The 23,715-nt window shown below is 67.7% G+C and carries 27 protein-coding genes; 14 read left to right on the forward strand and 13 right to left on the reverse strand.

Features of this window, described 5'->3' with window-relative positions:
- The 5 genes from VLK61_RS21140 to VLK61_RS21160 all read right to left on the reverse strand — a co-directional run.
- A partial coding sequence (locus VLK61_RS21140; protein WP_325423624.1) for an AMIN domain-containing protein occupies positions 1–557 on the reverse strand: 557 nt, incomplete at its 3' end.
- Positions 554–1,048, reverse strand: a complete 495-nt coding sequence (locus VLK61_RS21145) for a pilus assembly protein PilP (protein ID WP_325423626.1) — start codon at positions 1,046–1,048, stop codon at positions 554–556. The genes VLK61_RS21140 and VLK61_RS21145, both read right to left, overlap by 4 nt.
- Before the next feature lie 47 nt (positions 1,049–1,095).
- The gene (locus VLK61_RS21150; protein WP_325423628.1) at positions 1,096–1,797 is read right to left on the reverse strand and encodes a type 4a pilus biogenesis protein PilO; all 702 of its coding nucleotides are present in this window, start codon (positions 1,795–1,797) and stop codon (positions 1,096–1,098) included.
- A gap of 9 nt (positions 1,798–1,806) precedes the next feature.
- Complete coding sequence (locus VLK61_RS21155) at positions 1,807–2,430, reverse strand: PilN domain-containing protein (protein ID WP_325423630.1); 624 nt, start codon at positions 2,428–2,430, stop codon at positions 1,807–1,809.
- On the reverse strand, positions 2,427–3,464 hold the full coding sequence (locus VLK61_RS21160) for a pilus assembly protein PilM (RefSeq protein WP_325423670.1): 1,038 nt from the start codon (positions 3,462–3,464) through the stop codon (positions 2,427–2,429). The genes VLK61_RS21155 and VLK61_RS21160 overlap by 4 nt, the downstream gene beginning before the upstream one ends.
- A 276-nt stretch (positions 3,465–3,740) precedes the next feature.
- Between VLK61_RS21160 and VLK61_RS21165 the strand changes: the two genes are divergently transcribed.
- Complete coding sequence (locus VLK61_RS21165; protein ID WP_414636837.1) at positions 3,741–6,107, forward strand: penicillin-binding protein 1A; 2,367 nt, start codon at positions 3,741–3,743, stop codon at positions 6,105–6,107.
- 14 nt (positions 6,108–6,121) lie between these two features.
- On the opposite strand, the gene cyaY is transcribed toward VLK61_RS21165, so the two are convergent.
- Positions 6,122–6,454 carry an iron donor protein CyaY gene (cyaY, locus tag VLK61_RS21170; RefSeq protein WP_325423675.1) on the reverse strand — a complete coding sequence of 111 codons (333 nt, stop codon included), beginning with the start codon at positions 6,452–6,454 and terminating at the stop codon, positions 6,122–6,124.
- Between the two features lie 40 nt (positions 6,455–6,494).
- Here cyaY and lptM point away from each other — a divergent pair, with 40 nt between their 5' ends.
- A complete protein-coding gene (lptM, locus tag VLK61_RS21175; RefSeq protein ID WP_325423677.1) occupies positions 6,495–6,644 on the forward strand; it encodes an LPS translocon maturation chaperone LptM in 150 nt (49 codons plus the stop codon).
- Between the two features lie 43 nt (positions 6,645–6,687).
- Here lptM and VLK61_RS21180 read toward each other — a convergent pair whose 3' ends face one another.
- The 5 genes from VLK61_RS21180 to VLK61_RS21200 all read right to left on the reverse strand — a co-directional run bounded on the left by VLK61_RS21180 (position 6,688) and on the right by VLK61_RS21200 (position 11,936).
- Positions 6,688–7,680, reverse strand: coding sequence for an ABC transporter ATP-binding protein (locus VLK61_RS21180; RefSeq protein WP_325423632.1), 993 nt, complete (start codon positions 7,678–7,680; stop codon positions 6,688–6,690).
- The gene (locus tag VLK61_RS21185) at positions 7,677–8,660 is read right to left on the reverse strand and encodes an ABC transporter ATP-binding protein (protein WP_325423634.1); all 984 of its coding nucleotides are present in this window, start codon (positions 8,658–8,660) and stop codon (positions 7,677–7,679) included. The genes VLK61_RS21180 and VLK61_RS21185 overlap by 4 nt, the downstream gene beginning before the upstream one ends.
- Positions 8,661–8,671: 11 nt before the next feature.
- Complete coding sequence (locus VLK61_RS21190; protein ID WP_325423636.1) at positions 8,672–9,640, reverse strand: ABC transporter permease; 969 nt, start codon at positions 9,638–9,640, stop codon at positions 8,672–8,674.
- A 7-nt stretch (positions 9,641–9,647) separates the two neighbouring features.
- The gene (locus VLK61_RS21195) at positions 9,648–10,631 is read right to left on the reverse strand and encodes an ABC transporter permease (RefSeq protein ID WP_325423638.1); all 984 of its coding nucleotides are present in this window, start codon (positions 10,629–10,631) and stop codon (positions 9,648–9,650) included.
- A gap of 243 nt (positions 10,632–10,874) precedes the next feature.
- Entirely contained in the window at positions 10,875–11,936 is a 1,062-nt protein-coding gene (locus VLK61_RS21200; RefSeq protein WP_325423640.1) for a porin, read from the reverse strand.
- A 256-nt stretch (positions 11,937–12,192) separates the two neighbouring features.
- Between VLK61_RS21200 and coq7 the strand changes: the two genes are divergently transcribed.
- Entirely contained in the window at positions 12,193–12,825 is a 633-nt protein-coding gene (coq7, locus tag VLK61_RS21205; RefSeq protein WP_325423642.1) for a 2-polyprenyl-3-methyl-6-methoxy-1,4-benzoquinone monooxygenase, read from the forward strand.
- Between the two features lie 30 nt (positions 12,826–12,855).
- Here the strand turns inward: coq7 and VLK61_RS21210 are convergent, their stop codons facing one another.
- On the reverse strand, positions 12,856–13,278 hold the full coding sequence (locus VLK61_RS21210) for an OsmC family protein (protein WP_325423644.1): 423 nt from the start codon (positions 13,276–13,278) through the stop codon (positions 12,856–12,858).
- Between the two features lie 289 nt (positions 13,279–13,567).
- Here VLK61_RS21210 and ilvA point away from each other — a divergent pair, with 289 nt between their 5' ends.
- Together ilvA and VLK61_RS21220 are read left to right on the forward strand one after the other, a co-directional pair.
- Entirely contained in the window at positions 13,568–15,091 is a 1,524-nt protein-coding gene (gene ilvA / locus VLK61_RS21215; protein ID WP_414636838.1) for a threonine ammonia-lyase, biosynthetic, read from the forward strand.
- A gap of 58 nt (positions 15,092–15,149) precedes the next feature.
- Positions 15,150–16,250, forward strand: coding sequence for a nicotinate-nucleotide--dimethylbenzimidazole phosphoribosyltransferase (locus VLK61_RS21220; RefSeq protein WP_325423646.1), 1,101 nt, complete (start codon positions 15,150–15,152; stop codon positions 16,248–16,250).
- Position 16,251: 1 nt separating this feature from the next.
- Here VLK61_RS21220 and VLK61_RS21225 read toward each other — a convergent pair whose 3' ends face one another.
- Positions 16,252–16,935, reverse strand: coding sequence for a type II secretion system protein N (locus VLK61_RS21225; protein WP_325423649.1), 684 nt, complete (start codon positions 16,933–16,935; stop codon positions 16,252–16,254).
- 43 nt (positions 16,936–16,978) lie between these two features.
- On the opposite strand from VLK61_RS21225, the gene gspG reads away from it, so the two are divergent.
- The 9 genes from gspG to VLK61_RS21270 all read left to right on the forward strand — a co-directional run.
- Positions 16,979–17,431 carry a type II secretion system major pseudopilin GspG gene (gene gspG / locus VLK61_RS21230; RefSeq protein ID WP_325423651.1) on the forward strand — a complete coding sequence of 151 codons (453 nt, stop codon included), beginning with the start codon at positions 16,979–16,981 and terminating at the stop codon, positions 17,429–17,431.
- Entirely contained in the window at positions 17,358–17,897 is a 540-nt protein-coding gene (locus VLK61_RS21235; RefSeq protein ID WP_414636839.1) for a prepilin-type N-terminal cleavage/methylation domain-containing protein, read from the forward strand. The genes gspG and VLK61_RS21235 overlap by 74 nt, the downstream gene beginning before the upstream one ends.
- Complete coding sequence (gene gspI / locus VLK61_RS21240) at positions 17,897–18,292, forward strand: type II secretion system minor pseudopilin GspI (RefSeq protein WP_325423655.1); 396 nt, start codon at positions 17,897–17,899, stop codon at positions 18,290–18,292. The genes VLK61_RS21235 and gspI overlap by 1 nt, the downstream gene beginning before the upstream one ends.
- A gap of 2 nt (positions 18,293–18,294) precedes the next feature.
- Positions 18,295–18,936 (forward strand): prepilin-type N-terminal cleavage/methylation domain-containing protein, encoded by a 642-nt coding sequence (locus VLK61_RS21245; RefSeq protein ID WP_325423658.1) that lies wholly within the window; start codon positions 18,295–18,297, stop codon positions 18,934–18,936.
- Positions 18,933–19,913, forward strand: a complete 981-nt coding sequence (gene gspK, locus VLK61_RS21250; protein WP_325423660.1) for a type II secretion system minor pseudopilin GspK — start codon at positions 18,933–18,935, stop codon at positions 19,911–19,913. Before VLK61_RS21245 ends, gspK begins: the two co-directional genes overlap by 4 nt.
- A 155-nt stretch (positions 19,914–20,068) precedes the next feature.
- Entirely contained in the window at positions 20,069–21,373 is a 1,305-nt protein-coding gene (gspL, locus tag VLK61_RS21255) for a type II secretion system protein GspL (protein WP_325423662.1), read from the forward strand.
- Positions 21,373–21,882, forward strand: a complete 510-nt coding sequence (gene gspM, locus VLK61_RS21260) for a type II secretion system protein GspM (RefSeq protein WP_325423664.1) — start codon at positions 21,373–21,375, stop codon at positions 21,880–21,882. Before gspL ends, gspM begins: the two co-directional genes overlap by 1 nt.
- On the forward strand, positions 21,882–22,736 hold the full coding sequence (gspN, locus tag VLK61_RS21265) for a type II secretion system protein N (protein WP_325423666.1): 855 nt from the start codon (positions 21,882–21,884) through the stop codon (positions 22,734–22,736). The genes gspM and gspN overlap by 1 nt, the downstream gene beginning before the upstream one ends.
- A 5-nt stretch (positions 22,737–22,741) precedes the next feature.
- Positions 22,742–23,715, forward strand: a 974-nt coding sequence (locus tag VLK61_RS21270; RefSeq protein ID WP_325423668.1) for a secretin N-terminal domain-containing protein, incomplete at its 3' end; no start/stop codon positions are given.

A 23,715-nucleotide genomic window follows, 5' to 3' on the forward strand; every position in this document is an offset into this window, starting at 1 on the left:
ACCTGCGTGCTGGCCAGCGACACCACGACGCGGCCCGCGCCGTCCGGCCCTCGGCGGAAGTCGATGTCGCGCAAGGGCAGTTGCTCACGGTTCTGGCTGGCAGAAAAGTGGGTCGGCTCACCGGTGTTCGCCGCCACGTTGGGCGCCGTGCCGGCTTCGATCACCAACAGCAGCGCTTTGCCTTGCAGTTCCGCCCGATAGTTCGAGGCTTGACGCAGATTCAGCACCAGGCGTGTGCGCTCACCGGCCTGGGCAATGTTCACCGAGCGCAGATTGCCCTGGTTGACTTCGACGCTCGACTTGCCGATCGCGTTGACAACGCCTTGCAGGTCGATCGCGATGCGTGGCGGCGTCTGCACGGCAAAGCCGGTGGGCAGCGCAGTGAGCGCCTCTGACAGCTCGATTCGAACGACATCGGCACCCGCCTGCTGGGTACTGGTGATGGACTGGATCTTGTTCTGCGCCAGAGCGGCCAAAGGCGACAGCAGCGCCAGCGCAAATGCGGCCAGCCGGACGCGCCACTTCAGCATGTTGCGGTTCTCCTGCATATGATTCATCGCGCCTTCTCCTGCAGCTGGAGCGTGCTGGTGCGCTCGATCCATTCGCCAGCAGCGTCCTGCACGATCTCGCGCAGGGCCACTTCGGTCTCGGTGATGCGAATGACTTTCCCGAAGTTCTGACCGAGGTGGTCACCCAACTTCACCTGGTAGAGCAGGCTGTCCACCTTCAGCAATGCAAACTGCCGGCCGGACTTCGGCTCTGTCATGCTGCCCACCATGCTCATGCTGTCCGTCGGATACTGTTCGAGCGCTTCCTTGCGGCGGCTCATCTCGGCGGCCAGCAGCGAGTTCGGCTGCCGCGCCTCCTGCTTCAACGCCACACTGAGCTTCTGGTTGCTGAACGGATCGACCACCTGGCCGCCACCGTACGGCGCAGCGACGAACTTCTTCGGCGCGACCAAGGGCTGAACGTTCGGCTTGACGTCGCGCCTTTGCTGCTCCATCCACACCGTCAATTCTTCCTGGTCAGCGGTGCAGGCCCCGACCATCGCGGCAGCAGGTATCAACAGCCACTGTGCGGTACGCAACCCGGGCCTCATTTCTTCGCCCCCTTGGCCTTGGCCGCGGCTTCAGCCTTTGACTTGCGCACCTCGGCCATCTCATTGACGTCCAGGTAGCGGTAAGTGCGCGCAGTGGCCTCCATGGCCAGGTTGCCCGTGGCATCTTTCGGCGGTGTGGTGATGGCCAGGTTGTGCAGCGTGACGATGCGCGACAGATTCGCCACATCAGCCGCGAAGGCGCCGATGTCGTGGTACCGCCCGCTCACTTTCAATGCAATCGGCAATTCGGCGTAGAAGTCCTTGACCTCGACCTGGCCCGGCCTGAACAGCTCGAACTGCAGGCCGCGGCCGATGCCTGCCTGGTTGATGTCGGACAGCAGGGCATCCATCTCTGCCTTGCCCGGCAATTGCTTCTCCAACTGGGTCACGTACTCCTGCACCTGCTGCTTCTGCTTGCGCAACTCCGACAGGTTCACCGCCTGCCCCAGCTTGTTGCGGTACTCTGCCTTCAGTGTCGGTTCATTGTTCCGCGCCGCCTCGAGTTCTTCGGCGGCCGTGGACACCACCGCGAACCACAGCGCGGCCAGCATGGCCGCGCCGGCACCGAGCCAGGCGCAGATCTTCGGCAGCAAAGGCCATTGCCCGGGCTCGCGCGCATTGAGGCCCTTGAACTGGGAACTCGCCTTGCCGAAGGCGCTGGCAACATCGAGATTGGCGGGGCGGGTCGTCGTGGCCATCGCGCCTCCTCAAGCCGCCTTCGGCGGCGCTGACGCGGCCGAAGCCGGCGCGGCAGGCTGGGCAGCCGCCGGTTGTGTCAACGACACGCGAACTGAAAAATCGAACAAGCGACGCTGTTCCCGGCTACCGGCAGTCGGCGGCAGGTTCACGGCCTTGATTTCGACCAGTTCCGGGCGCCGCAACCACTGCGACTGGTTCTGCGCGTTGCGCAGGAACTCCGACACCCGCTCATTGGTCTGCGCCACACCGGTGACGGTGACGATGTCACCCACCTGCTTGACCGTCGTGAAGTAGATGCCCTCGGGCGTGTAGCGCACCAGTTCGTCCAGCAGGTAGACCGGCACGTTGCGATTGGTCTGCAGGTCTTCCACCGCCTTCTGGCGCGCCTTCAGACCCTCGATCTCGGACTTCAGTTCGGCAATGTCCTTGATCTGCAACTCCAGTCGCTTGATCTCGGCGCTCAGGAAAGCGTTGCGAGATTGCTGCGCGGCAGTCATCTGCTGCAGCACGACATACCAGACCCCGGCGGCGGCCACACCGGCCACGGCCGCGGCGCCCAGGCCGGCAAAAAACGCACGCTTGCGCTGTCGGCGCCGCTCTTCGCGGTGGGGCAGCAGATTGATCAGGATCACTGCACGAACCTCCGCATCGCCAGCCCGCAGGCCGTGAGGTAGGAAGGCGCTTCGCGCCGGACCTTGGCCTCGCGCACTGCCGACCCGAGTTTCATGTTATCGAAGGGGTTCACCACCATCGAGGCAAAACCCGTCAACTCGGTCACGCGCTCCTTCAATCCGGGCAGCGTGGCGGTACCGCCGGCCAGCATCACGTAGTGGACCTTGTGGTGCGGCGTGCTGGTGAAAAAGTACTGCAGCGCGCGGCCGATTTCCTGCGACAGGCTGTCGACAAAGGGCGACAGGATGGCCGTGTCGTAGTCTTCGGGCAGGTCACCGGCCAGCTTCTTCTGCTCGGCCTCCTCGAACGAAAAGCCGTACTGCCGCGAGATCAGCTGCGTCAGCTGCGAGCCACCAAAGGCCTGGTCCCGGTCGTACAGCATTTCGTCATCGCGCAGCACCTTCAGGCTGGTGGTGTCGGCACCGATCTCGAACAGCGCCACCAGTGCATCCTTGCCTTCGTTCGGCAAGGCAGCCACGACACGCGTCATCGCCAGCCGCGAGGCATGAGCTTCGATGTCCAGCACCTGCGGCTTCAGCCCGGCAGCTTCGGCCAGGCCCTGGCGGTCTTGCACGCGGTCCTTGCGGGACGCCGCAATCAGCACCTCGACATCACCGCCCGAGGTCGGGCTGGGGCCGATGACGCAGAAGTCCAGACTCACCTCATCCAGCGAGAACGGGATGTACTGGTTGGCTTCGGACTCGACCTGCAACTCCAGTTCTTCTTCGCGCAGGCCGGAGGGCAGCATGATCTTCTTGGTGATCACGGCTGATTGCGGCATGGCCATGGCGACATGCTTGGTGCGCGTGCCACTCTTTTGCACCAGCTTGCGCACCGCTTCGGCCACCTCATCGAACTTCTCGATCTGACCATCGGTGATCCAGCCTTTTTCAAAAGGCTCGGACGCAAAACGCTCCAGCACGAATTCGCCGTTCGCAGCCTGTCCCAACTCGACGAGCTTGGCACTCGACGAGCTGATGTCCAACCCGATCATCGGCGGATGCTTGCGGCCCAGCAGCAAGTCCAGAAAGCTCACGACAGGTCTCCCCCAACGGGCGGAAAAACGGACAGCAATTCTTAAGAAACTACTTCAATGCTAGCAGTAAAGCCTTTGTGCACCAAAGGAATTTTCCTTTTGGAGTCGAGGCGCTCGTTGTGATTCTCCGACGCTTTTGATGCCATTTGAAACAAGGCGCTAGCGGCCGCAGCGGGTTTCCACCGAGTCGGCCCAGCCAGGCGCCGGACTGCTTTCTATACACTCGTCCGATCTATGAGCGACTCCGAACGCGCCACCTCGGCGCCGCGCCCTGCAGACACGTCCCGGCCGGCCGGCTGGACCGCGGTGCCGATGCGCATTCTTGCGTGGTTGCTGGGCGCCGGCCTGGCGGCCTTGGTGGGCGGGCTGATGCTGCTGGCGGTGGCCCTGGCCGTGGCCTACCCGAACCTGCCGGAGATCAGCGGGCTCACCGACTACCGGCCCAAGCTGCCGCTGCGGGTGATCTCGGCCGACGGCGTGCTGCTCGGCGAGTTCGGCGAAGAACGCCGGCTGTTCACGCCGATCTCGCAGATTCCGAAGGTGATGCAGGAAGCGGTGCTGGCAATCGAGGACGCCCGCTTCTATCGCCACAGCGGGGTCGACTACGTCGGCATCATCCGCGCGGGCCTGGCGCAGTTCAACAAGGCCAAGAGCCAGGGCGCTTCGACGATCACGATGCAGGTGGCGCGCAACTTCTACCTGTCCACCGAAAAGACCTTCACGCGCAAGATCTACGAGATCCTGCTGGCGCTGAAGATCGAGAGCCAGCTCAGCAAGGAGCAGATTCTCGAAATCTACATGAACCAGATCTTCCTCGGCCAGCGAGCCTATGGCTTCGCCGCGGCCAGCGAGATCTATTTCGGCAAGCCGATGAAGGAGCTGAGCATTGCAGAAGCGGCCATGCTGGCGGGCCTGCCGCAGGCGCCCTCGGCCTACAACCCGGTGAGCAATCCGCAGCGCGCCACGCGACGCCAGCAGTACATCATCCAGCGCATGTTCGAGAACGGTTTCATCACCGAAGAGCAGGCCGACGCCGCGCACAAGCAGCAACTTCGCTACCGCACCCCGACCGACACCGGCGTGCATGCCGAATATGTGGCCGAAACCGTGCGCCAGCTGATCCAAAGCCAGTACGGCGAAGAGACCACCACGCGGGGGCTGAACGTGTTCGTCACCGTCGATGCGGCCGACCAAGCGGTGGCGTACCGCGCCTTGCGCCGCGGACTGCTGAACTATGAACGCCGGCAGGTCTACCGCGGTCCGGAAGACTACGTGGACCTGCCGGCCGACCCGAAGGACATCGACGCCCGCATCGCCGAAGCGCTGGCCGACCATCCGAACAACGACGAGCTGAAGGCCGCGGTCGTGCTCGAGGCCTCGCCCCGCAAGGTGGTCGCGGTGCTCGAGTCGGGCGAGACCATCACCGTCACCGGCGAGGGCCTGAAGCCCGTGACCTCGGGGCTGTCCGACAAGGCCGGCCCGAAGGTCCAGATCCGCCGAGGCGCGATCGTGCGTGCGGTCAAGGGGCCCAAGGGCGACTGGTCGCTGACGCAGCAGCCGGAGGTCGAAGGCGCCTTTGTCTCAATGGATCCAAGCACGGGTGCGGTGCGCGCCCTGGTCGGCGGCTTCGATTTCGGCAAGAACAAGTTCAACCATGTCGTGCAGGCCTGGCGCCAGCCGGGATCGAGCTTCAAGCCCTTCATCTATTCCAGCGCGCTGGAGAAGGGTTTCACGCCCCAGACCGTCGTCAACGACGCGCCGCTGTTCTTCGACGCCGGCGCCACCGGCAGTCAACCCTGGGAGCCGAAGAATTACGACGGCAAGTTCGAAGGCCCGATGCCGCTGAAGCAGGCGCTGGCGAGGTCGAAGAACATGGTGTCGATCCGGGTGCTGCAGTCAGTCGGTGTGCACTACGCGCAGGATTGGGTCACGCGCTTCGGCTTCGAGGCCGACAAACACCCGGCCTACCTGACCATGGCGCTCGGCGCGGGATCGGTGACGCCGATGCAGATGGTCGGCGCCTACTCGGTGTTTGCCAACGGCGGGCACCGAGTCAATCCGATGCTGATCACCCGCGTCACCGACAGCAAGGGCCGCGTGCTGCTGGAAGCGCAGCCACCGCCGATCGATGAATCGATGCGCGTGATCGATGCGCGCAACGCCTTCGTGATGTCGCAGCTGATGGGCGAAGTCACGCGCGCCGGCACCGCGGCCCAGGTCTACCAGACCTTCAAGCGGCTGGACCTGTACGGCAAGACCGGCACCACCAACGATTCGATGGACGCCTGGTTTGCCGGCTATCAGCCCCGGCTGGCCGCGGTGGTCTGGATCGGCTACGACAACCCGCGCAAGCTGGGCGACCGGGAAACCGGTGGCGGCCTGGCGCTGCCGGTGTGGATCGAATACATGACCCACGCACTGCGCAGGCTGCCGGTGCAGGACACTGCCGTGCCCGAAGGCGTGACGCAGCGCGGTGGCGATTGGATCTACGACGAGTACGGTGCAGGCGCTGGCGTCAGCAGTGTGGGTCTCGAAGACAAGCTGCCGCATGCGCCGAGTGACGAAGAGCGCCGCAGCATCCTGGACCTGTTCAAACGCTGAGTCCGTGCACCGAGTCAGGCCGTGCTGAACTTCAAAGGCTGCCCAGCCTGCTGGCTGGCAAATGTGGACAGCGCAGCGAAGAACTCGCTGCCATCCCGCGTATCCAGCCACAGCCCCGCCACATGACGGTAGTGGTGCCCGCCGGCACGCGCCGCAACCCACAACTCGTGCAAGGGCGGTTGGGTGTTGATGATGATCTTGCTGCCGTTCGGGAAGCTCAACTCCAGCAGGCCACCGGTGCGGTGCAGGTCGATGTCGATCACGTCGTCCTGCAGCCACGCGTCGATGGTGGCCTCGATGCCGGCGAGCACGGTACCGGACAGCTGATGAAACTCGCTGTCACTCAGGGTTGAAGCGGCGGCAGTCATGGTCGATAAAATCCGGCAGATGAAACTTCGGCTCAGTGTAGCGACCACCCCCCTCCTCTGCGCCACGCTGCTGGCCGCGGCACTCTGCGGCTGTGGTCAAAAAGGGCCGCTGAGCTTGCCGGGTGCCGCCGCAGCCGCGTCGGCTGCTTCCGCACCCGCCAGCCGCTGAATACGCCCGCCGCGCACGGCGCGAAGCGACCGGGAAGCGGCGCTCAGATCCGCCCTTCGGTCACCGCGTGGCAGGCCACCTGGATGCCCTGGAAGCTGCTCAGCGCCGGCCGCTCGGCCGAACAGCGCGCATTGGCATGCGGGCAGCGCGGATGGAAGGCACAGCCGCTCGGCGGATTCAGCGGATTCGGCACCTCGCCTTGCACCGGCGTGCGGGCCCGGCCGGTCATGCCGATGTCGGGAATCGCATCCAGCAACATGCGGGTGTAGGGATGCCGCGGTGACGTGAACAGCGTGTTGCGATCGGCCAGTTCCACCAGGCGGCCGAGGTACATCACGCCGACATGGTCACTGACATGGCGCACTACCGCCAGGTTGTGCGAGATAAAGAGATACGTCAGGCCGCGCTCGCGCTGCAGATCCTTCATGATGTTCAGCACCTGGGCCTGCACCGACACGTCCAGCGCCGAGGTCGGCTCGTCGCAGACCAGAAACTCCGGCTGCGTGGCCAATGCACGCGCGATCGAGATGCGCTGGCGCTGGCCGCCCGAGAACTGGTGCGGGAACTTCTCCATGTCGGCCGCGGCCAGGCCCACCGACGCCAGCAGCTCGCCCACCTGTTCTTTCAGCGCCGCCTCGCTGGTCGCCAGGCCATGCTCGCGCAGCGGTTCGCCGACGATGTCGCGCACCTTCCAGCGCGGATTCAGGCTCGCATAGGGATCCTGGAAGATCATCTGCATGCGCCGGTGCAAGGTACGTGCAGCGGGTGTGGACAGCATCACTTGCGTGTCCTGGCCATCGAAGGCCACCGTGCCGCGTGTCGGCCCATAAAGGCCCACCAGCAAGCGCGCCACCGTGCTCTTGCCGCAGCCGGACTCACCCACCAGCGCCAGCGTCTTGCCCTTCTCGATGGTGAAGCTCACGCCATCGACCGCATGCACGAACTGCCGCGGCTTGCGTTCGAGGACCCGGTTCAACCATGGTGCCGAGACATCGAACACCTTGGCCAGGTCGTTCACTTGCACCAGCGCCGTCATGCCGCGCTCCGTGGAGCTTCTGCACGCAGCCAGCAGGCCGCGCGCGTGGCGCCGGCAGCCATCAGGTCGGGCCGCTCGCGGCGGCAGCGTTCGAACACCTGCGGGCAGCGCGGATTGAACGCGCAGCCCGCAGGAATGGCGTTCAGCCGCGGCATCGCGCCGTCGATCTGCATCAGGCGCTCGCGGTCAATCTCCATCGACGGGATCGAGCCCATCAGCCCGACGGTGTAAGGATGCGCCGGCCGGTGGATCACATCGGCCACCAGCCCGATCTCGACGATGCGCCCGGCATACATCACCGCCACGCGGTCGCAGGCTTCGGCGATCACGCCCATGTCGTGCGTCACCAGCATCACCGCGGCGCCATGCTGCTTGGTCAGGCGCTTGAGCAGGCCGATGATCTGGGCCTGGATCGACACGTCCAGCGCTGTCGTCGGCTCATCGGCGACGATGAGTTTCGGCTCGGCCGCCAGCGCCAGCGCAATCACCACCCGCTGGCGCATACCGCCGGAGAACTGGTGCGGATACTGATCGATGCGCTGCTCGGCCGCCGGGATGCCCGTCTCCTGCAGCAGGCGGACGGCACGCTGGCGCGCTTGCTCATAACCCAGCTTCAGATGGACCTGGATCGTTTCGATCAACTGCTTGCCGATCGTCACCAACGGGTTCAGCGAGGTCAGCGGATCCTGGAAGATGGCGCCGATCTGGCGGCCGCGAATCTCGCGCATGCGCTCATAGGGCAGGTTATCGATGCGTTGTCCAGCCAGCCGGATCTCGCCGGCGGCCACCCGCCCCGGCGGCTCCAGCAAGCCGATGATGGCCGCGCCGGTCAGCGACTTGCCGGCGCCGGATTCACCGACGACGCCAAGGATCTCGCCCGGGGCGATGTCGAAGGACACATCGTCCAGCGCGCGCAGCGTGCCGCGGCGCGTTGGAAACTCCACCCGCAGGTGGTTGACTTCAAGCAGAGGAGACGCCATCGACATCCTCTTCAGCGCAGGCGCGGGTTCAGCGCATCGCGCAACCAGTCGCCCAGCAGGTTGACCGACAGCGCAATCATGATCAGCACCAGGCCCGGGAAGATCGTGATCCACCATTCACCCGAATGCAGGTAGTCCTGGCCGACGCGGATCAGCGTACCCAGCGACGGTGATGTCGGCGGCACCCCCACCCCCAGGAAAGACAGCGTGGCCTCGGTGATGATCGCGGTGGCGATGTGGATCGTTGCCAGCACCAGCACCGGCCCCAGCACGTTGGGCAGCACGTGCCGGCGCATGATGCGCGCCGGCGTGACGCCGATGACCCGCGCCGCCTGCACGTATTCCTTCTGGCGCTCGACCAGCGTGGAGCCGCGCACCGTGCGTGCGTACTGCACCCAGCCCGTCAGCGAAATCGCGACGATCAGCACCGCGAAGGCCAGCGTATCGTGGGCGTTAGGAAAGACGGCCTTGCCGATGCCATCGATCAGCAGCGCGATCAGGATCGCCGGGAACGAGAGCATCACGTCGCAGATCCGCATGATGATGCTGTCGACCCGGCCGCCGACGAAGCCCGACAGCAGGCCGAGCCCGACGCCGATGACCATCGACACCAGCACCGAAGCCAGGCCGACGAACAGCGAAATGCGCGAGCCGTACATCAGCGCCGACAGCATGTCGCGGCCCTGATCGTCGGTGCCCAGCGGGTACTTGCTGCTGCCTTCGGGCATCCAGGCCGGCGGCAGGCGCGCGTCCATCAGCTCCAGCGTCGCCAGGTCCAGCGGGTTGTGCGGCGCCAGCCAGTTGGCGAACAGCGCGCAGATCACGCAGATCGCCGCGATCAGCGCCGCGATGATCGCCACCGGCGAGTTCTTGAAGCTGTGCCAGACGTCGCCATCGAAGAAGCGCGCGAACGCCCCGGGCGCAGCAGGCTGTGCGGAGGCGCCGGACGCAGCCGGCTGCGCGGAGGGGTGTTCAGTCATGAGGGGATCAGTGGCCGCTTCCGCTGCGCTCAATGCGCAGCCGCGGATCGACCGCGAAGTACAACAGGTCGACCACCAAATTGATGGTGACGAAGATCAGCGCAATCAGGCACAGGTAGGCGGCCATCACCGGGATGTCGGCGAACTGCACGGCCTGGATGAACAGCAGGCCCATGCCGGGCCATTGGAAGACGGTTTCGGTGACGATCGCAAACGCGATGATCGAACCCAGTTGCAGGCCGGCGATCGTGATCACCGGCACCAGCGTGTTCTTCAGCGCATGGCCGAAGTACACGCGCCGGTCCGGCAGGCCGCGGGCGCGGGCGAACTTGATGTAGTCGGTGCGAAGCACCTCCAGCATCTCCGAGCGCACCAGCCGCAGCACCAGCGTCATCGGAAACAGCGACAGCGTGAAGGCGGGCAGCAACAGATGGCGCAGGCCGTCGGCCGTCAGCAAGCCGGTGGACACCGAGCCCAGCATCACCACCTCACCGCGGCCAAAGCTGGGCAGCCACTTCAGCGTCACCGCGAACAACAGGATCAGCAGGATGCCGATGAGGAAGTTCGGCAGCGAGACACCCAGCAAGGAGCCGGTCATCACCAGCTGCGACATCACGGTGCCGCGTCGCAAGGCGGCATACACGCCCAACGGAATGCCGAACAGCAGACCCAGCAGCGCGGCCACTGTCGCCAGCTCCAGCGTGGCCGGCAAGCGTTCGACCATCAGCGCCGAGACCTTGCGGCCCTGGCGCAAGCTCAGGCCGAACTCACCTTGCACCGCGTTGCCGATGAAGCGCGCGAACTGCACCGGAAACGGCTGGTCCAGGCCGAGGTCCACCCGCAGCTGCTGCCGCTGCTGCGGCGTGGCATCCTGCCCGAGCAGATTGGTGACCGGATCGCCGACATACTGGAACAGCATGAAGGCAATGAACGCCACCGTGAGCATCACGACCAATGCCTGGATCAGGCGGCGAAGAATGAAAGCGAGCATGGCGGCAGTCGGTCGTTGTGCGGGCTGAAAGGCGGCGGCTTGTGGCCATCGGCATCCGGCAGCGCACCTCCCCCGTGCGTTTGCGAACCAGCGCGCATGATCCGCAAAAGCCATGCCGGGCGCAAAAGGGGAAACACCCGTTCGCGTAGCGAGTGGGCGCGCGCGCAACAGTCGAAAAAAAACCGCCCCGAAGGGCGGTTTGTCTGCAGTCCTGGACCCCGCAAGGCCCAAGGAAACCAACGATCAGAACGAGTGGCGAATACCCAATTCCACACCACTGTTGTTCGTGCCGCCAGCGATAACGGCAGCACCGAAGCCGAGGCCGTTGTTCGCGACGACCCGGTTCTGAGCGCCCTTGTTGCTGATGCGCGCATAGGTCGAGTACAGCTGGGTGCGCTTGGACAGGTTGTAGCCATAACCAACGGCAATCTTGTTCCAGTCGTTGTCGCGCACAGCGGCCGGATCCTTGACGTCGTAACGGCTGTAGGCCGCGCGGAGTTCGCCCTGACCCAACGGGGCGGTGACGCCCACTTCGGCAGCCATGATCTTCAGGCCAGCGCCCGACTTTTCTTGCGCGACCATCACCATCGGCTTCACGACGCCGGCGTCGTAGGAGGCGCCGACATTGAAGTACTTGACGTCCCCACCGTCGGTCGCGCCTTCGGTCTTGCCGTAGGCGACATGCGCCGACACCGGACCGGCCGCGTAGCCGACACGACCACCGAGGTAGTTGTTCGTCTTCACGCCATTGAGGTTCTCACCAAAGCCGATCTGGACCTGGCCATTGATGCCGCCCAGGTTGCCCGGCAGGATGTAGCCGATGGTGTTGTTGGAGCGGACCGAATTCGTGCCATTGGCCCCGGCACCCACAGAACCAATCATGCTGTGCGTCAGGGCCTGACCGATACCGTTGGTACCGAACGGGTCATAGACCGTCGTGTTCCAGAAGTGCGGGGTGTAGTCGCGCCCGAGGCGGATTTCACCGAAGTTGCCCATCAGGCTGACCGTAGAACGGCGCTGGAAGTTGAAGCCAGCGGCATTGCCGTCGTCGTTGGACAGCGCGCCTTCGAGCCAGAAGCCCGCCTTCAGGCCACCACCAAGGTCTTCAACACCGCGGAAACCCAGACGGCTGCTGTTGAGGCCCGAGTTGGTGACGCCTTGCACCGTCTTGCTGCCAGCGGTGGTCTTGGCGCTCAAACGTGCGAAGCCAGCATCGACGATACCGAACAGCGTAACCGTCGACTGAGCCGACGCGGCACCCGCAAACAGGCCAAAAGCGGCGAGGGCGAGCAGAGACTTTTTCATTGCAGCTATCTCCTAGGTTGAACAAGAGGTCCCGATCCCGTAGGGAACCCGCCACACCGGGAAGGGCGCGGGCCGGTCAGGCCAACCTCCTCATCGGAAGTTGCGGCTATTCCACCAGACGCCCGCACCGCTTGCAAAGAATTGACCCGAAAAAGCCGCCTACTTGTTGTCTGACAACAACGCGACTCGAAGCCGGGTGCGACGCATCATCGCCGGTCCGCAAGGCCTCTTTGGAGCGCTGCGCTATGCTCGTTGCATGCCCCGCACAGACGCACTGATAGAGAGCGCCGAGATGGCCCTGCGCGCCTTGAGCCGCAGTGCTCGCTCGGCGCGACCGCTGCCGCAAGACGCCGTATCGGGTGCTGCGCCCCAGCTGTCGCCGGAGGAACGGCAATTGTCTGGCGCCTTGATGCGCGTGAACCATGTGGGCGAGGTCTGTGCCCAGGCGTTGTATGCGGCGCAGGCGCTGACGGCACGCACGCCGGAACTTCAGGCCCAGATGCGTGCCGCCGCACGCGACGAAACCGACCACCTGGCCTGGACCGAACGCCGCCTGGCCGACCTGGGCGACCGGCCCAGCCTGCTGAACCCGCTGTGGTACGCCGGCGCGTTTGCGATCGGCCTGGTGGCCGGGCGCGCCGGCGACCGCTACAGCCTGGGCTTCGTGGTCGAGACCGAGCGCCAGGTCGAGCAGCACCTGGCCAGCCATCTGGATCGCCTGCCGGCCGCCGACAGCGCCTCGCGCGCGGTGGTGGAGCAGATGAAGATCGACGAGGGCCGCCATGCCGACGCCGCCGAACAAGCCGGCGCTGCACCGGTGCCCGCGCCGGTGCGCTGGCTGATGCGCGCCGCCGCGCGGGTGATGACGGGCACGGCTCACTACATCTGATCAGGCTGCCACGATCTCGTGGCTATCCATCTATACAGCCACGATTTCGTGGCTGGTGCTCACCGCGGCCGTCTTGCCGAGCATGATGGTCGCCGAACAGTACTTTTCGTGCGACAGCGCAATCGCCCTCGCCACCGCGGCCTCGGGCAAGTTATGGCCGCTGACAATGAAGTGCATGTGGATGCGCGTGAACACCTTCGGGTCGACCGGCGCACGCTCGGCCTCGATTTTCACGCGGCAGTCGGTCACCTGGTGGCGGCCCCGCTTGAGGATCAACAGCACGTCGTAGGCCGTGCAGCCGCCGGCACCGACCAGCAGGGTTTCCATCGGTCGCGGCGCCAGGTTGCGGCCACCGCCGTCGGGTGCACCGTCCATCATCAAGGTATGGCCGCTGCCGGTTTCAGCCAGCATGCCCATGCCGCTGCCCGGTACCCAGTGGATCGTGCATTCCATTTGTCGCTCTCCGTAGCGGGGCGCAAGTGCACCCGTTGCGGGCGCCGCGCACCAGACCCTGGAGCGCCCACCCTAGAACCGTTGTGAAAGATGATATTGCAGCGCAGCATCGGCCACGCTAGACTGTGCTTCATCGGGTCCTTGTCAAGGACCCCACCGATTGTCTCCTCCACCTCCTCCAATGGTGGATTCAGCCCGGGGCTCACGCCCCGGGCTTTTTTCTTGGGCGCGCGATTTATGATGCCGCGCCGCGCAAACCCGTGCGCCCCCTCGAAAGACAGCTTCCACAATGGCCCGCGCCACGCACCCCGACTACCTGAAGAAGATCCTCACGGCCCGGGTCTACGATGTGGCGATCGAATCGCCGCTGGAGCCCGCGCGCAGCCTGTCGCGGCGTGTCGGCAACCATGTGCTGCTCAAGCGCGAAGACCAGCAGCCGGTGTTCAGCTTCAAACTGCGCGGTGCCTACAACAAGATGGCGCACCTGACGAAGGAGCAGCTCGCGCGCGGCGTGATCTGCGCGTCGGCCGGCAACCATGCCCAGGGTGTCGCACTGAGCGCGCGCCGCCTGGGCTGCCGCGCGGTCATCGTGATGCCGGTGACGACGCCCAAGCTGAAGATCGACGCCGTCGCTGCCCTGGGCGGCGAAGTGGTGCTACAGGGCGACAGCTATTCCGACGCCTACCAGCATGCGCTGACGCTGCAGCAGGCCGATGAGCTGACCTTTGTGCACCCGTTCGACGACCCCGACGTCATCGCCGGCCAGGGCACCATCGCGATGGAAATCCTGCGCCAGCACGAAGGCCCGATCGACGCGATCTTCGTCGCCATCGGCGGCGGCGGGCTGATCTCCGGCGTGGCCTCTTACATCAAGGCGGTGCGGCCGGAGATCCGCGTGATCGGCGTGCAGACCCGCGACTCCGACGCGATGGTGCGCTCGGTCAAGGCCGGCAAACGCGTGCAGCTGAACGATGTCGGGCTGTTCTCCGACGGCACCGCAGTCAAGCTGGTCGGCGAAGAGACCTTCCGGCTGACGCGCAAACTGGTCGACGACTTCGTCGTGGTGGACACCGACGAGGTCTGCGCCGCGATCAAGGACGTGTTCCAGGACACGCGCAGCATCCTCGAGCCCGCCGGCGCGCTGGGCGTGGCCGCGATCAAGCAGTACACGGCGACGCACAAATGCAAGGGCCAGACGCTGATCGCCATCACCTGCGGCGCCAACATGAACTTCGACCGCCTGCGGTTCGTCGCCGAGCGAGCCGAATTCGGCGAGCAGCGCGAAGCCCTCTACGCGGTGACGATCCCCGAGGAGCGCGGCTCGTTCAAGCGTTTCTGCGAACTGATCGGCCCGCGCGCGGTGACCGAGTTCAACTACCGCATCTCCGACGCCGACGAGGCCCATGTCTTCGTCGGCATCGCCATCAGCCGGCGTGACGAAGCCGACAAGATCGCGCGCAACTTCCAGCGCCACGGTTTCGCCACGGTGAACCTGACCGACGACGAGTTGGCCAAGGAGCATGTGCGCCACATGGTCGGCGGCCGCTCCGATCTGGCGTTGGACGAACGACTGTTCCGCTTTGTCTTCCCCGAGCGGCCCGGTGCGCTGATGCGCTTTCTGTCCTCGCTGCACCCGGACTGGAACATCAGCCTGTTCCACTACCGCAACCAGGGCGCGGACTATGGCCGTATCCTCGTGGGCATCCAGGTGCCGCGCGGCGACGCCAAGGCGTTCCAGGCCTTCCTCGATGCGCTGGCCTACCCCTGCACCGAAGAAACCGACAACCCCGTGTATCGCCTGTTTCTGCGCTGACGCAGCGTGCGCGCCGCCTGAGCAGATGGGTGGACCCTGACCTGCTTACACTTCGCCCATGTCGCTGAACCGCTCACTGATCTCGCCGACCTCCAGCCCGCTGCTTGAGCGCGCGCTGGTGGAAAAACTGCAGCGCCGCTGCGAGGCGGTGGGCGGCCTGGGCGAGCTGGAACCGGTGGCCGTGCGCCTGGGCCTGATGCAGAACACGCTGAAGCCGCGCTTTCGCGATCCGCAGCTGGTGATATTTGCGTCGGACCATGGCCTGGCGGTCGATGGCATTGCGCTGCCGCTGCGCCGCCAGTCGCATGAACAGGTCAACCAACTGCTGACCGGCCAGCTGCCGGTGTCGGTGTTCGCCCGCATCCAGGGGCTGGAACTGTCGGTCATCGACTGCGGCCTGGCCAACGAACTGGCGCCGCACGAGCGGCTGATGCCGCGCAAGATCGCCCACGGCACGCGCAATGCCCGCGTCGGCAACGCGATGGCGCTGGACCAGGCGCATGCCGCCATCCGCGCCGGCATGGAAATCGGCGATGCGCTGCGCGGCAACATGGTGGCCTGCGCTGGCATCGGCGTCGGAGCGCAGGAAGCCGCGGCACTGGTGTTGTCGCGGCTGACGCAAAGCCCCGTGCGCGACCTGCTGGTCAGCGGCCCGCAGATGAATGCCGAGTCGCTGGCACACCTGATGGTCATCGCCCAGGCGGCGCAAGGCCGGCACCGCGAGATCACCGATGCGGTGGAAGTGCTGGCCGCTTTCGGCGGTTTCGAAACCGCGGTGATGGTCGGCGTGATGCTGGTGGCCGCGAGCAAGCGCCACCTGATCATGGTCGATGGCATGGCCGCCTGCGCGGCGCTGATGGTGGCCTCGCGCATTGCTTCGGCCGTGACGGACTACTGCGTCTTCTGCCGCAGCCACAGCCACCGCGGGCTCGATCAGGCGCTGAACCTGTTCAATGCCTCGGCCCTGCTGGAACTCGGCCTGGACAGCATCGACGGCACCGGCGCCTGCCTGTCCTGGCCGCTGGTGCGCAGCGCCGCAGCCTTGCTGACCGAGCTGGCCGATGGCGAAGATCCGGGCCCGTCGCGGCCCTCGCCGATGGTCGTCGATCAGCCGCTGGCCAACGACGACGCGGCCGCGGAGGCTTTCCCGCCGGGCTGATTCAGCGGGTCGCCGGCAGCCCGTCGTTCGGCGGCTGGACCTGGGTTTGCGGCGTGATGCCGAAGGCCGGCGGCTGCGACGTCGCGCCGGCCGGGGCCACCGGTGCCGGCATCGGCAGCGCCGGGCGCATCGGCGGCGTGCCCGGCCGTCGCTGCAGCATCGGTGCCGGCAAGGCGGCGATCGGCGCCACCGGCAGGCTCGGTGGCGGCGGCACGCCGGCTTCGCCCTGGGCCACCGGCAGCGAGCCGCGTGCGGCTTCGGCCACCGCCGGCAACTCCAGCATCACGCTGGGCGGGCCGCTGCCGTCATTGCCGAGTTCAACCCGCCGATGGCTGATCGAACGCACGACCAGATCCCCGTCGACACGGCCGCCCACCGCCACCGCACGCGGCGTCTTGCCGTCCACCGCAATCAAGGCCAGCCCGGCATGCTGGCCGCGCGCCGGTGCCACGACGCCCAGCAGCTTGAAACGGCTGTCCGCCGCCACCGGCACCACCGCGGCCACTTCCTCCGGCGGCGGGCTGCCGAACAGCCGCGTCAGGTCACCGCCTTGCGGCAAGGCCTGTGTGGCCAGCGTGGCGTGGGGCGGCAGTCCGCGCGAGCCGGCTGTCAGGCGCAGGCCCCAGAACACAGCGGTCGCGGCCACGGCGAGCCAGATCACAAAGGACAACAGGCGCGAGGTCATGCGCCGATTATCATTCAGCGCTTCGACGATCCCTGCTGGAACCATGCCCCTGCCGACACCCTCGCCCACCCGCTTCCTGCGCCGGGCCGCGCGGTCCGGCTTCACGCTGATCGAGCTGCTGGTCGTGCTGGTCATCATCGGTGTGTTGGCGGCGCTGATCGTGCCGAACCTGCTGGACCGCACCGACGATGCGCGTGCCACCGCGGCGCGCACCGACGTCAACAACCTGATGCAGGCACTGAAGCTTTACAAGCTGGACAACCAGCGCTTCCCCAGCGGTGAGCAAGGCCTGGGCGCTCTGGTGCAAAAACCCAGCACCGGCGCCGTGCCGCCGAACTGGCGCCCCTACCTGGAAAAGTTGCCCAACGACCCCTGGAACCAGCCCTACCAGTACCTCAACCCCGGCGTGAAGGGCGACATCGATGTGTTCAGCTTTGGCGCCGACGGCCAGGCCGGCGGTGAAGGCAAGAACGCTGACATCGGCTCCTGGCAGTAAGGCCCGGCGGCTAATCGGCCGGGAGCCGTCAGGCTTCACGCTGGTCGAGTTGCTGGTCGTGCTGGTGCTGGTGGGCATTTCGGTCGCGCTGGTCAGCCTGGCGCTGCGCGATCCATCCGCGGCACGTCTCGAGCAAGAAGGTGCGCGACTGGCCGCGGTGCTCGAAGCTGGGCGAGCCGAATCGCGGGCGCTGGGCGTGCCGGTGCGCTTCGAGCTGGGCAGCCCGGTGGCCGGCGAAGGCTTCCACTTTGTCGGCCTGCCAGCGCAGTTGAAGCTGCCGCAGCGCTGGCTGAACGAAGACCTGCAGGCCGAGATCATCGGCGCCCGCGCGCTGCTGCTGGGTCCTGAACCGCTGATCGGCCCGCAGCGCATCAGCCTGCGCCTGGGCGAGCAGCAGTTGGTGCTGGCGACCGACGGGCTCGGACCCTTCGCGCCTCTGGCTGCGGCCGCGCCCGGCACGCCCTGATGCCACACCGCCTCGCCCGTCCACCGACCCATCGGCCGGCCCGCCCGTCGACCGGCTTCACGCTGGTGGAAGTGCTGGTGGCGCTGGCCATCGTCGCCATCGCGCTGGGCGCCGGGCTCAAGGCCGCCGGCGCGCTGACCAGCAATGCGCAGCGCCTGGCCGACGTGACAGCGGCCCAATGGTGTGCCGACAACGCGCTGACCAACCTGCGCCTGGCGCGCCAGTTCCCCGGCGCCGACAGCGACTTCGAATGCCAGCAGCTGGGCCGCGACTACCGCGGCCGCTTGCTCAGCGAGCGCAGCGAGCACCCGAACTTTCGCGTCGTCAAGGCCCAGGTGCTGGACGCCGACGGCCATGTGCTGATCACCATCGCCACGGTCTTCGGGCGCTATTGACCATGTCGGCAAGGCACTCACGGCCCGGACAGGGCTTCACGCTGATCGAGGTGCTGGTCGCGCTGCTGATCATGTCGGTGCTGGCGGTGCTGGGCTGGCGCGGCATCGACAGCATGGCGCGCTCGCGCGAGGTGGCGCAGTCCGCCTCCGAGCGCAGCCTGCGCCTGTCGGCGATTGCCGCGCAGTTCGAGGCCGACCTGCTGGCCGTGGAAGACACCAAGACCGCGCCCGGCCTGGCCTTCGACGGCGCCGCGCTGCGCCTGACACGGCGCACCGATGCCGGCCTGCAGGTCGTGGTGTGGTCGCTGCGCGAGGGCGTGTGGCGGCGCTGGGCCAGCGCCGGCAGCACGCGCGTGGCCGGGCTGCAGGAGTCCTGGCTGGCCAGTCAGCAATTGCTGGGCAACGAGCCGCAGCAGATCAGCCTGCTCGACAGCGTCAGCGGCTGGCAGGTCTACTTCTACCGCGAGGGCGCCTGGACCAATGCGCAGTCCACCGGCGAGCTGGCGGCGACGGCGGCATCGGGCACGGCCGGCACGCCGGGAACCACGACGCGGGAAAAACTGCCGCAGGGCGTGCGACTGGTGATCGAGCTGCCCGAGGGCAAGCTGACGCGCGACATTGCGCTGGGACCCCAACTGCCATGACACGCCCGCCCGCACGGCCGAGGCTGCCCGCACCCCGCCGGCGCCAGCGCGGCGCGGCGCTGCTGGTGGCCATGGTGCTGCTGACGCTGGTGGCCACGCTGGCCGCCGGCATGGTGTGGCAGCAATGGCGCTCGATCGAAGTCGAAACCGCGGAACGGGCTCGCGTGCAGGCGACCTGGGTGACCTATGGCGCGCTCAACTGGGCGCGACTGGTGTTGCGGGAAGACGCCAGCACGGCCCAGCGCCGCGGCAAGCCCACCGGCGAACAGGGTGCGTGGAACAACCCGCTGCAGGAATCGCGCGTCTCCACCTTCCTGGCCGCCGACCCCAACAACACGGCTGACGGCGGCGGCTCGGACCTGTTCATCAGCGGCTCGATCCAGGACGCCCAGGCGCGCTACAACCTGCGCAACCTGGCCGAGGACGGCAAGATCGAGCCCAAGGAATTGGAGCTGCTCGAACGCCTGTGCAAGTACGCCGGCGTGTCCAGCGATGTCGCGGGCCGCCTGGCCGACGGCCTGCTGGCGGCCCAGGCCGGCACCGACCAGAACGCCGCGCTGACGCCGATGCGCATGGAAGACCTGGCCTGGATCAGCCTGGACGGGGCCAGCATCGAGCGGTTGCGCAAGGTGGCCACGATCCTGCCGCGCACCACCAAGGTCAACCTGAACACCGCGCCGCGCGAAGTGCTGGCCGCGGTGGTCGAGGGCCTCGACCTCGGCATGGCTGAGCGCCTGGTGCAGCTGCGCAAGACCGCGCCCTTCGAGACGGTGCCGGCCGCGCAGGCGCAACTGCCCGCGGGCATCACGCTGCCGGAGACGCACCTGTCGGTGAGCTCCGACTTCTTCGAGGTGCACGGCCGCATGCGCTTCGAGGACCGCGTGCTTGAGGAAGACACGCTGGTGCTGCGGCAGAACCTCGAGGTGTTTGCCGTGCGCCGCCAGCGCGCGCAAAGCGTGTTGCCGCAGACGCCATGACGCAGCGCTTCCCGGCCGCCCGCGGCCCGCGGCGTGACGCAGTGGCCGGCTTTGCCACAATGCGGGCCGCGCGCCCCGCCGGTGACGATCGCGTCGCGCCGGACATGCGACCACCGACGTTTCTTTACGCGACCTTGCTAGGCTGACCCCCACCCATGTCGATGCTTGTGATCCAGCTGCCGGCCCGAAGCCGCACCGGCGGCGCCGTGCCGGAGGGCGCTGCCGAGTACGGCCATGTGCTGAGCGCCGATGGCCTGGCCGCCAGTGCCCACGGCCGCAGCACCACCGCCCAGCTGCCGCGCGCCGACACCGTGGTGGCGGTGCTGCCGGCCACCGAGATCGGCTGGCACCGCATCACGCTGCCCCGCGCGCCGGCCAGTCGCCTGCGGGCCGCGCTGGCCGGCGTGCTGGAAGAACAGCTGCTCGACGACGACGAGCAAGTTCAGCTGGCCCTGGCCCCGCAGGCCCGCGCCGGCCAGCCGACCTGGGTGGCTGCCGTGCACCGGCCCTGGCTGGCCGCCCAGCTGGCCACGCTGGAGCAGGCCGGTCTGGCGGTCGAACGCGTGGTGCCGGCGCTGTGGCCGGACGCCAACGCACATGGCCACTTCTTTCCCGCCCCTGAACACGCTGCCGGCAGCGGCACCGACGCTGCCGAACCCTGGCTGGCGCTGGCCGACGAAACCGGGGTCTGCACGCTGCGCCTGGGCGGCGGCCTGGCGCGCCAGCTGCACAGCCGCTGGAAAGAGCGAAGTGCCAGCTTCACCGCCGAGCCGGCCGTGGCCGCTGCCGCCGAGCGCTGGCTCGGTGCCCCGGTGCAGGTGCACAGCGAGGCCGACGCGTTGCTGGCCGCCGCCCGCTCGCCGTGGAATCTGCGGCAGTTCTCGCTGGTGTCGCACCACCGCGGCCTGCGCGCGCTGCGCGACGGCGCCAAGAAGCTCATGAGCCCCGCCTGGCGGCCGGTGCGCTGGGGGCTGGCGGCCCTGCTGCTGGCCCAGGTGCTCGGCCTGAACCTCTGGGCCTGGCAACAGCAGCGCACGCTGGCCGCACGCCAGCAGGCGATGAACGCGCTGCTGCGCAGCAGCCACCCGCAGGTGCGCGCCGTGCTCGACGCGCCGACCCAGATGCAACGTGAAACCGAACTGCTGCGCGCCGCCGCCGGCCGTGCCGGCGATGCCGACCTGGAACCGCTGGTGGCGCTGGCCGCCCAGGCCTGGCCGCCGGGCCAGGCGCCGGTGCAAGGCCTGCGCTTCGAAGCCGGCAAGCTGACGCTGATGGCGCCGGGCTGGGCGCCACCGCAGATCGAGCAATTCCGCAGCCGCGTGGCCGCTGCCGGCGTGTCGGTGGACAGCGCGGAAGGCCGGCTGGTGCTGAGCCGGGGCGCGCCCGCAGTGCAGCGCGGGACCGGTGCCGTGCCTGGTGGCACGCCAGGCGGCACGCCCGCCGCCGGCAAGGGCGCCTGATGGACACCGCCGACACCTCCGCCTGGCGCAGCGCCCGCAACACCCTGGCCGCCGCCTGGGCCGCCCGCAATGCGCGCGAGCGCAGCATGCTGTTGCTGGCCGCCGCCGTGCTGGGCCTGTACCTGCTGTGGGCGCTGGCGCTGGCGCCGGCGCTGGCCACCGTGCGCAGCGCACCCGCCAAGCTGGATGCCCTGGACGGCCAGTTGCAGCAGATGCAGCGCCTGGCCGCCGAGGCCACCGAACTGCGCGCCACGCCGCCGGTGCCGCCGGAACAATCGCAGGTGGTGCTCAGCGCCGCCGCCGCCCGCCTGGGCGACAAGGCCAAGCTCACGCTGCAAGGTCCGCGCGCCACGCTCACCGTAACCGGCATGCCGGCCGAGGAGCTGACCGCCTGGATCGCCGAGGTGCGCGTCGGCGCCCGAGCCCGCGTCATCGAAGGCCAGCTGAACCGCACGCCGCAAGGCCTGTACGCCGGCAACGTGGTGCTGGCGATCGGGGGCGGGCCGTGATGCGCTCTGCCCTGCTGCGCCGGCCGGCGCCGGCAGCGCAGTCCGATCGCGCCTGGCAACGCGCCCAGCACGCCACGCGCCGCTGGGCGCTGTGGGGCGCGGCGACCGGTGTGCTGCTGGGCGTGCTGCTGTTCCTGCCGGCCAGCTGGCTGGCCGAGCGCGTGCAACAGGCCACCGGCGAACGCCTGCTATTGGCCGATGTACGCGGCAGCGTCTGGAACGGCAGCGCGGTGCTGCTGCTCACCGGCGGCCCCGGCAGCCGCGATGCCTCGGCCCTGCCGGGCCGGCTGCGCTGGCGCCTGCGGCCGGCCTGGCGCGGCCTGCGCATCACCGCCGAACAGGCCTGCTGCCTGAACGGCAAGCTGCATCTGCAACTGCAGCCCACGCTGTCGGGCTTCACGCTGGTGCTGCCGGCGCGGCCGCAGGCCATCGGCCAATGGCCCACGCGCTGGCTCGAAGGGCTGGGCGCACCGTGGAACACGTTGCAACTCGGCGGCACGCTGCAGCTGTCCAGCCCGGGCCTGACCATCGAACAGGTCGCCGGCCGCACGCGTCTGACTGGCACGCTGGAGTTGCAGGCGCAAAGCCTGAGCTCGCGGCTGTCCACGCTGGACAGCCTGGGCAGCTACCGGCTGGCTTTGCGCAGCGACGCCGCCGCCGGCGACGCTGTGCAGGTGTCGCTGCAGACGCTGGAAGGCGCCTTGCGCCTGTCCGGCAGCGGCCAGTGGACCGGCGCGCGGCTGCGTTTCCGCGGCCAGGCCCAGGCGGCCGAGGGCCAGGAATCGGGCCTGGTCAACCTGCTCAACATCATCGGCCGGCGCCAGGGCGCGTCGGCCGTCATTTCGATTGGATGATTCCCATGCGCCAGCCCCCCCAGCGATCCCCGCGCCGCCCGTCCGCGCGGCCCCGCGCCGCACGGGCGCTGCCCCTGGCCTGCCTGGTCGCCGCTGCCTGGCTGAGCCCGCCGCTGGCCGCGCAGGAACCGGCCACCGCGCCGGCCACCAGCGCGCGGGCAGCGAACCCGAAGCTGCGCTCCAGCGCGCCGGTGACACTGAACTTCGTCAATGCCGACATCGAAGGCGTGACCCGCGCGATGTCGGCGATGATCGACCAGTCGATCCTTGTCGACCCACGCGTCAAAGGCACGATCACGGTCTACAACGAGCAGCCGATTCCGGTGCGCGAGGCCTGGTTGAACTACCTGGCCGCGCTGCGCGGCCTGGGCTTCGCGCTGGTCGACAACAACGGGTTGCTGAAGGTGGTGCCCGAGGCCGAGGCCAAGCTGCAGGCCGGCACGGTGTCGATCGGCCCGGTGCAACAGCGGGGCGACCAGGTCATCACCCAGGTCTTCCGGCTCAGCCATGAGAACCCGAACAACCTGGTCGCGGTGCTGCGGCCGCTGATCAGCCCGAACAACACCATCAATGCCAACCCGGGTACCAGCTCGCTGGTGATCACCGATTACGCCGACAACCTGGCGCGCATCGGCCGCATCATCGCCGCGCTGGACCAGCCTGCGTCCACCGAGATCGAGGTCGTGCCGCTGCAGCATGCGGTGGCCACCGACATGGCCGCGCTGGTGCAAAAGCTCGGCGAAAGCTCGGCCACCGGCGGCGCACAGGTGCCGGGCGCAACGGCCGCGACCACGGTGATGGCCGATACGCGCAGCAATTCGCTGATCATCCGCGCCGCAAGCCCGGCGCGCCTGGCCTCGATGCGCGCGCTGATCGGCCGGCTCGACCGCCCCGGCGCCGACGGCCCGGCCGGCAGCATCCATGTCGTGCACCTGAAGAATGCCGACGCCACCAAGCTGGCTGCCGTGCTGCGCGCGGC

The sequence above is a fragment of the Aquabacterium sp. genome (assembly GCF_035476535.1).
Classification (GTDB): Bacteria; Pseudomonadota; Gammaproteobacteria; order Burkholderiales; family Burkholderiaceae_C; genus Pseudaquabacterium.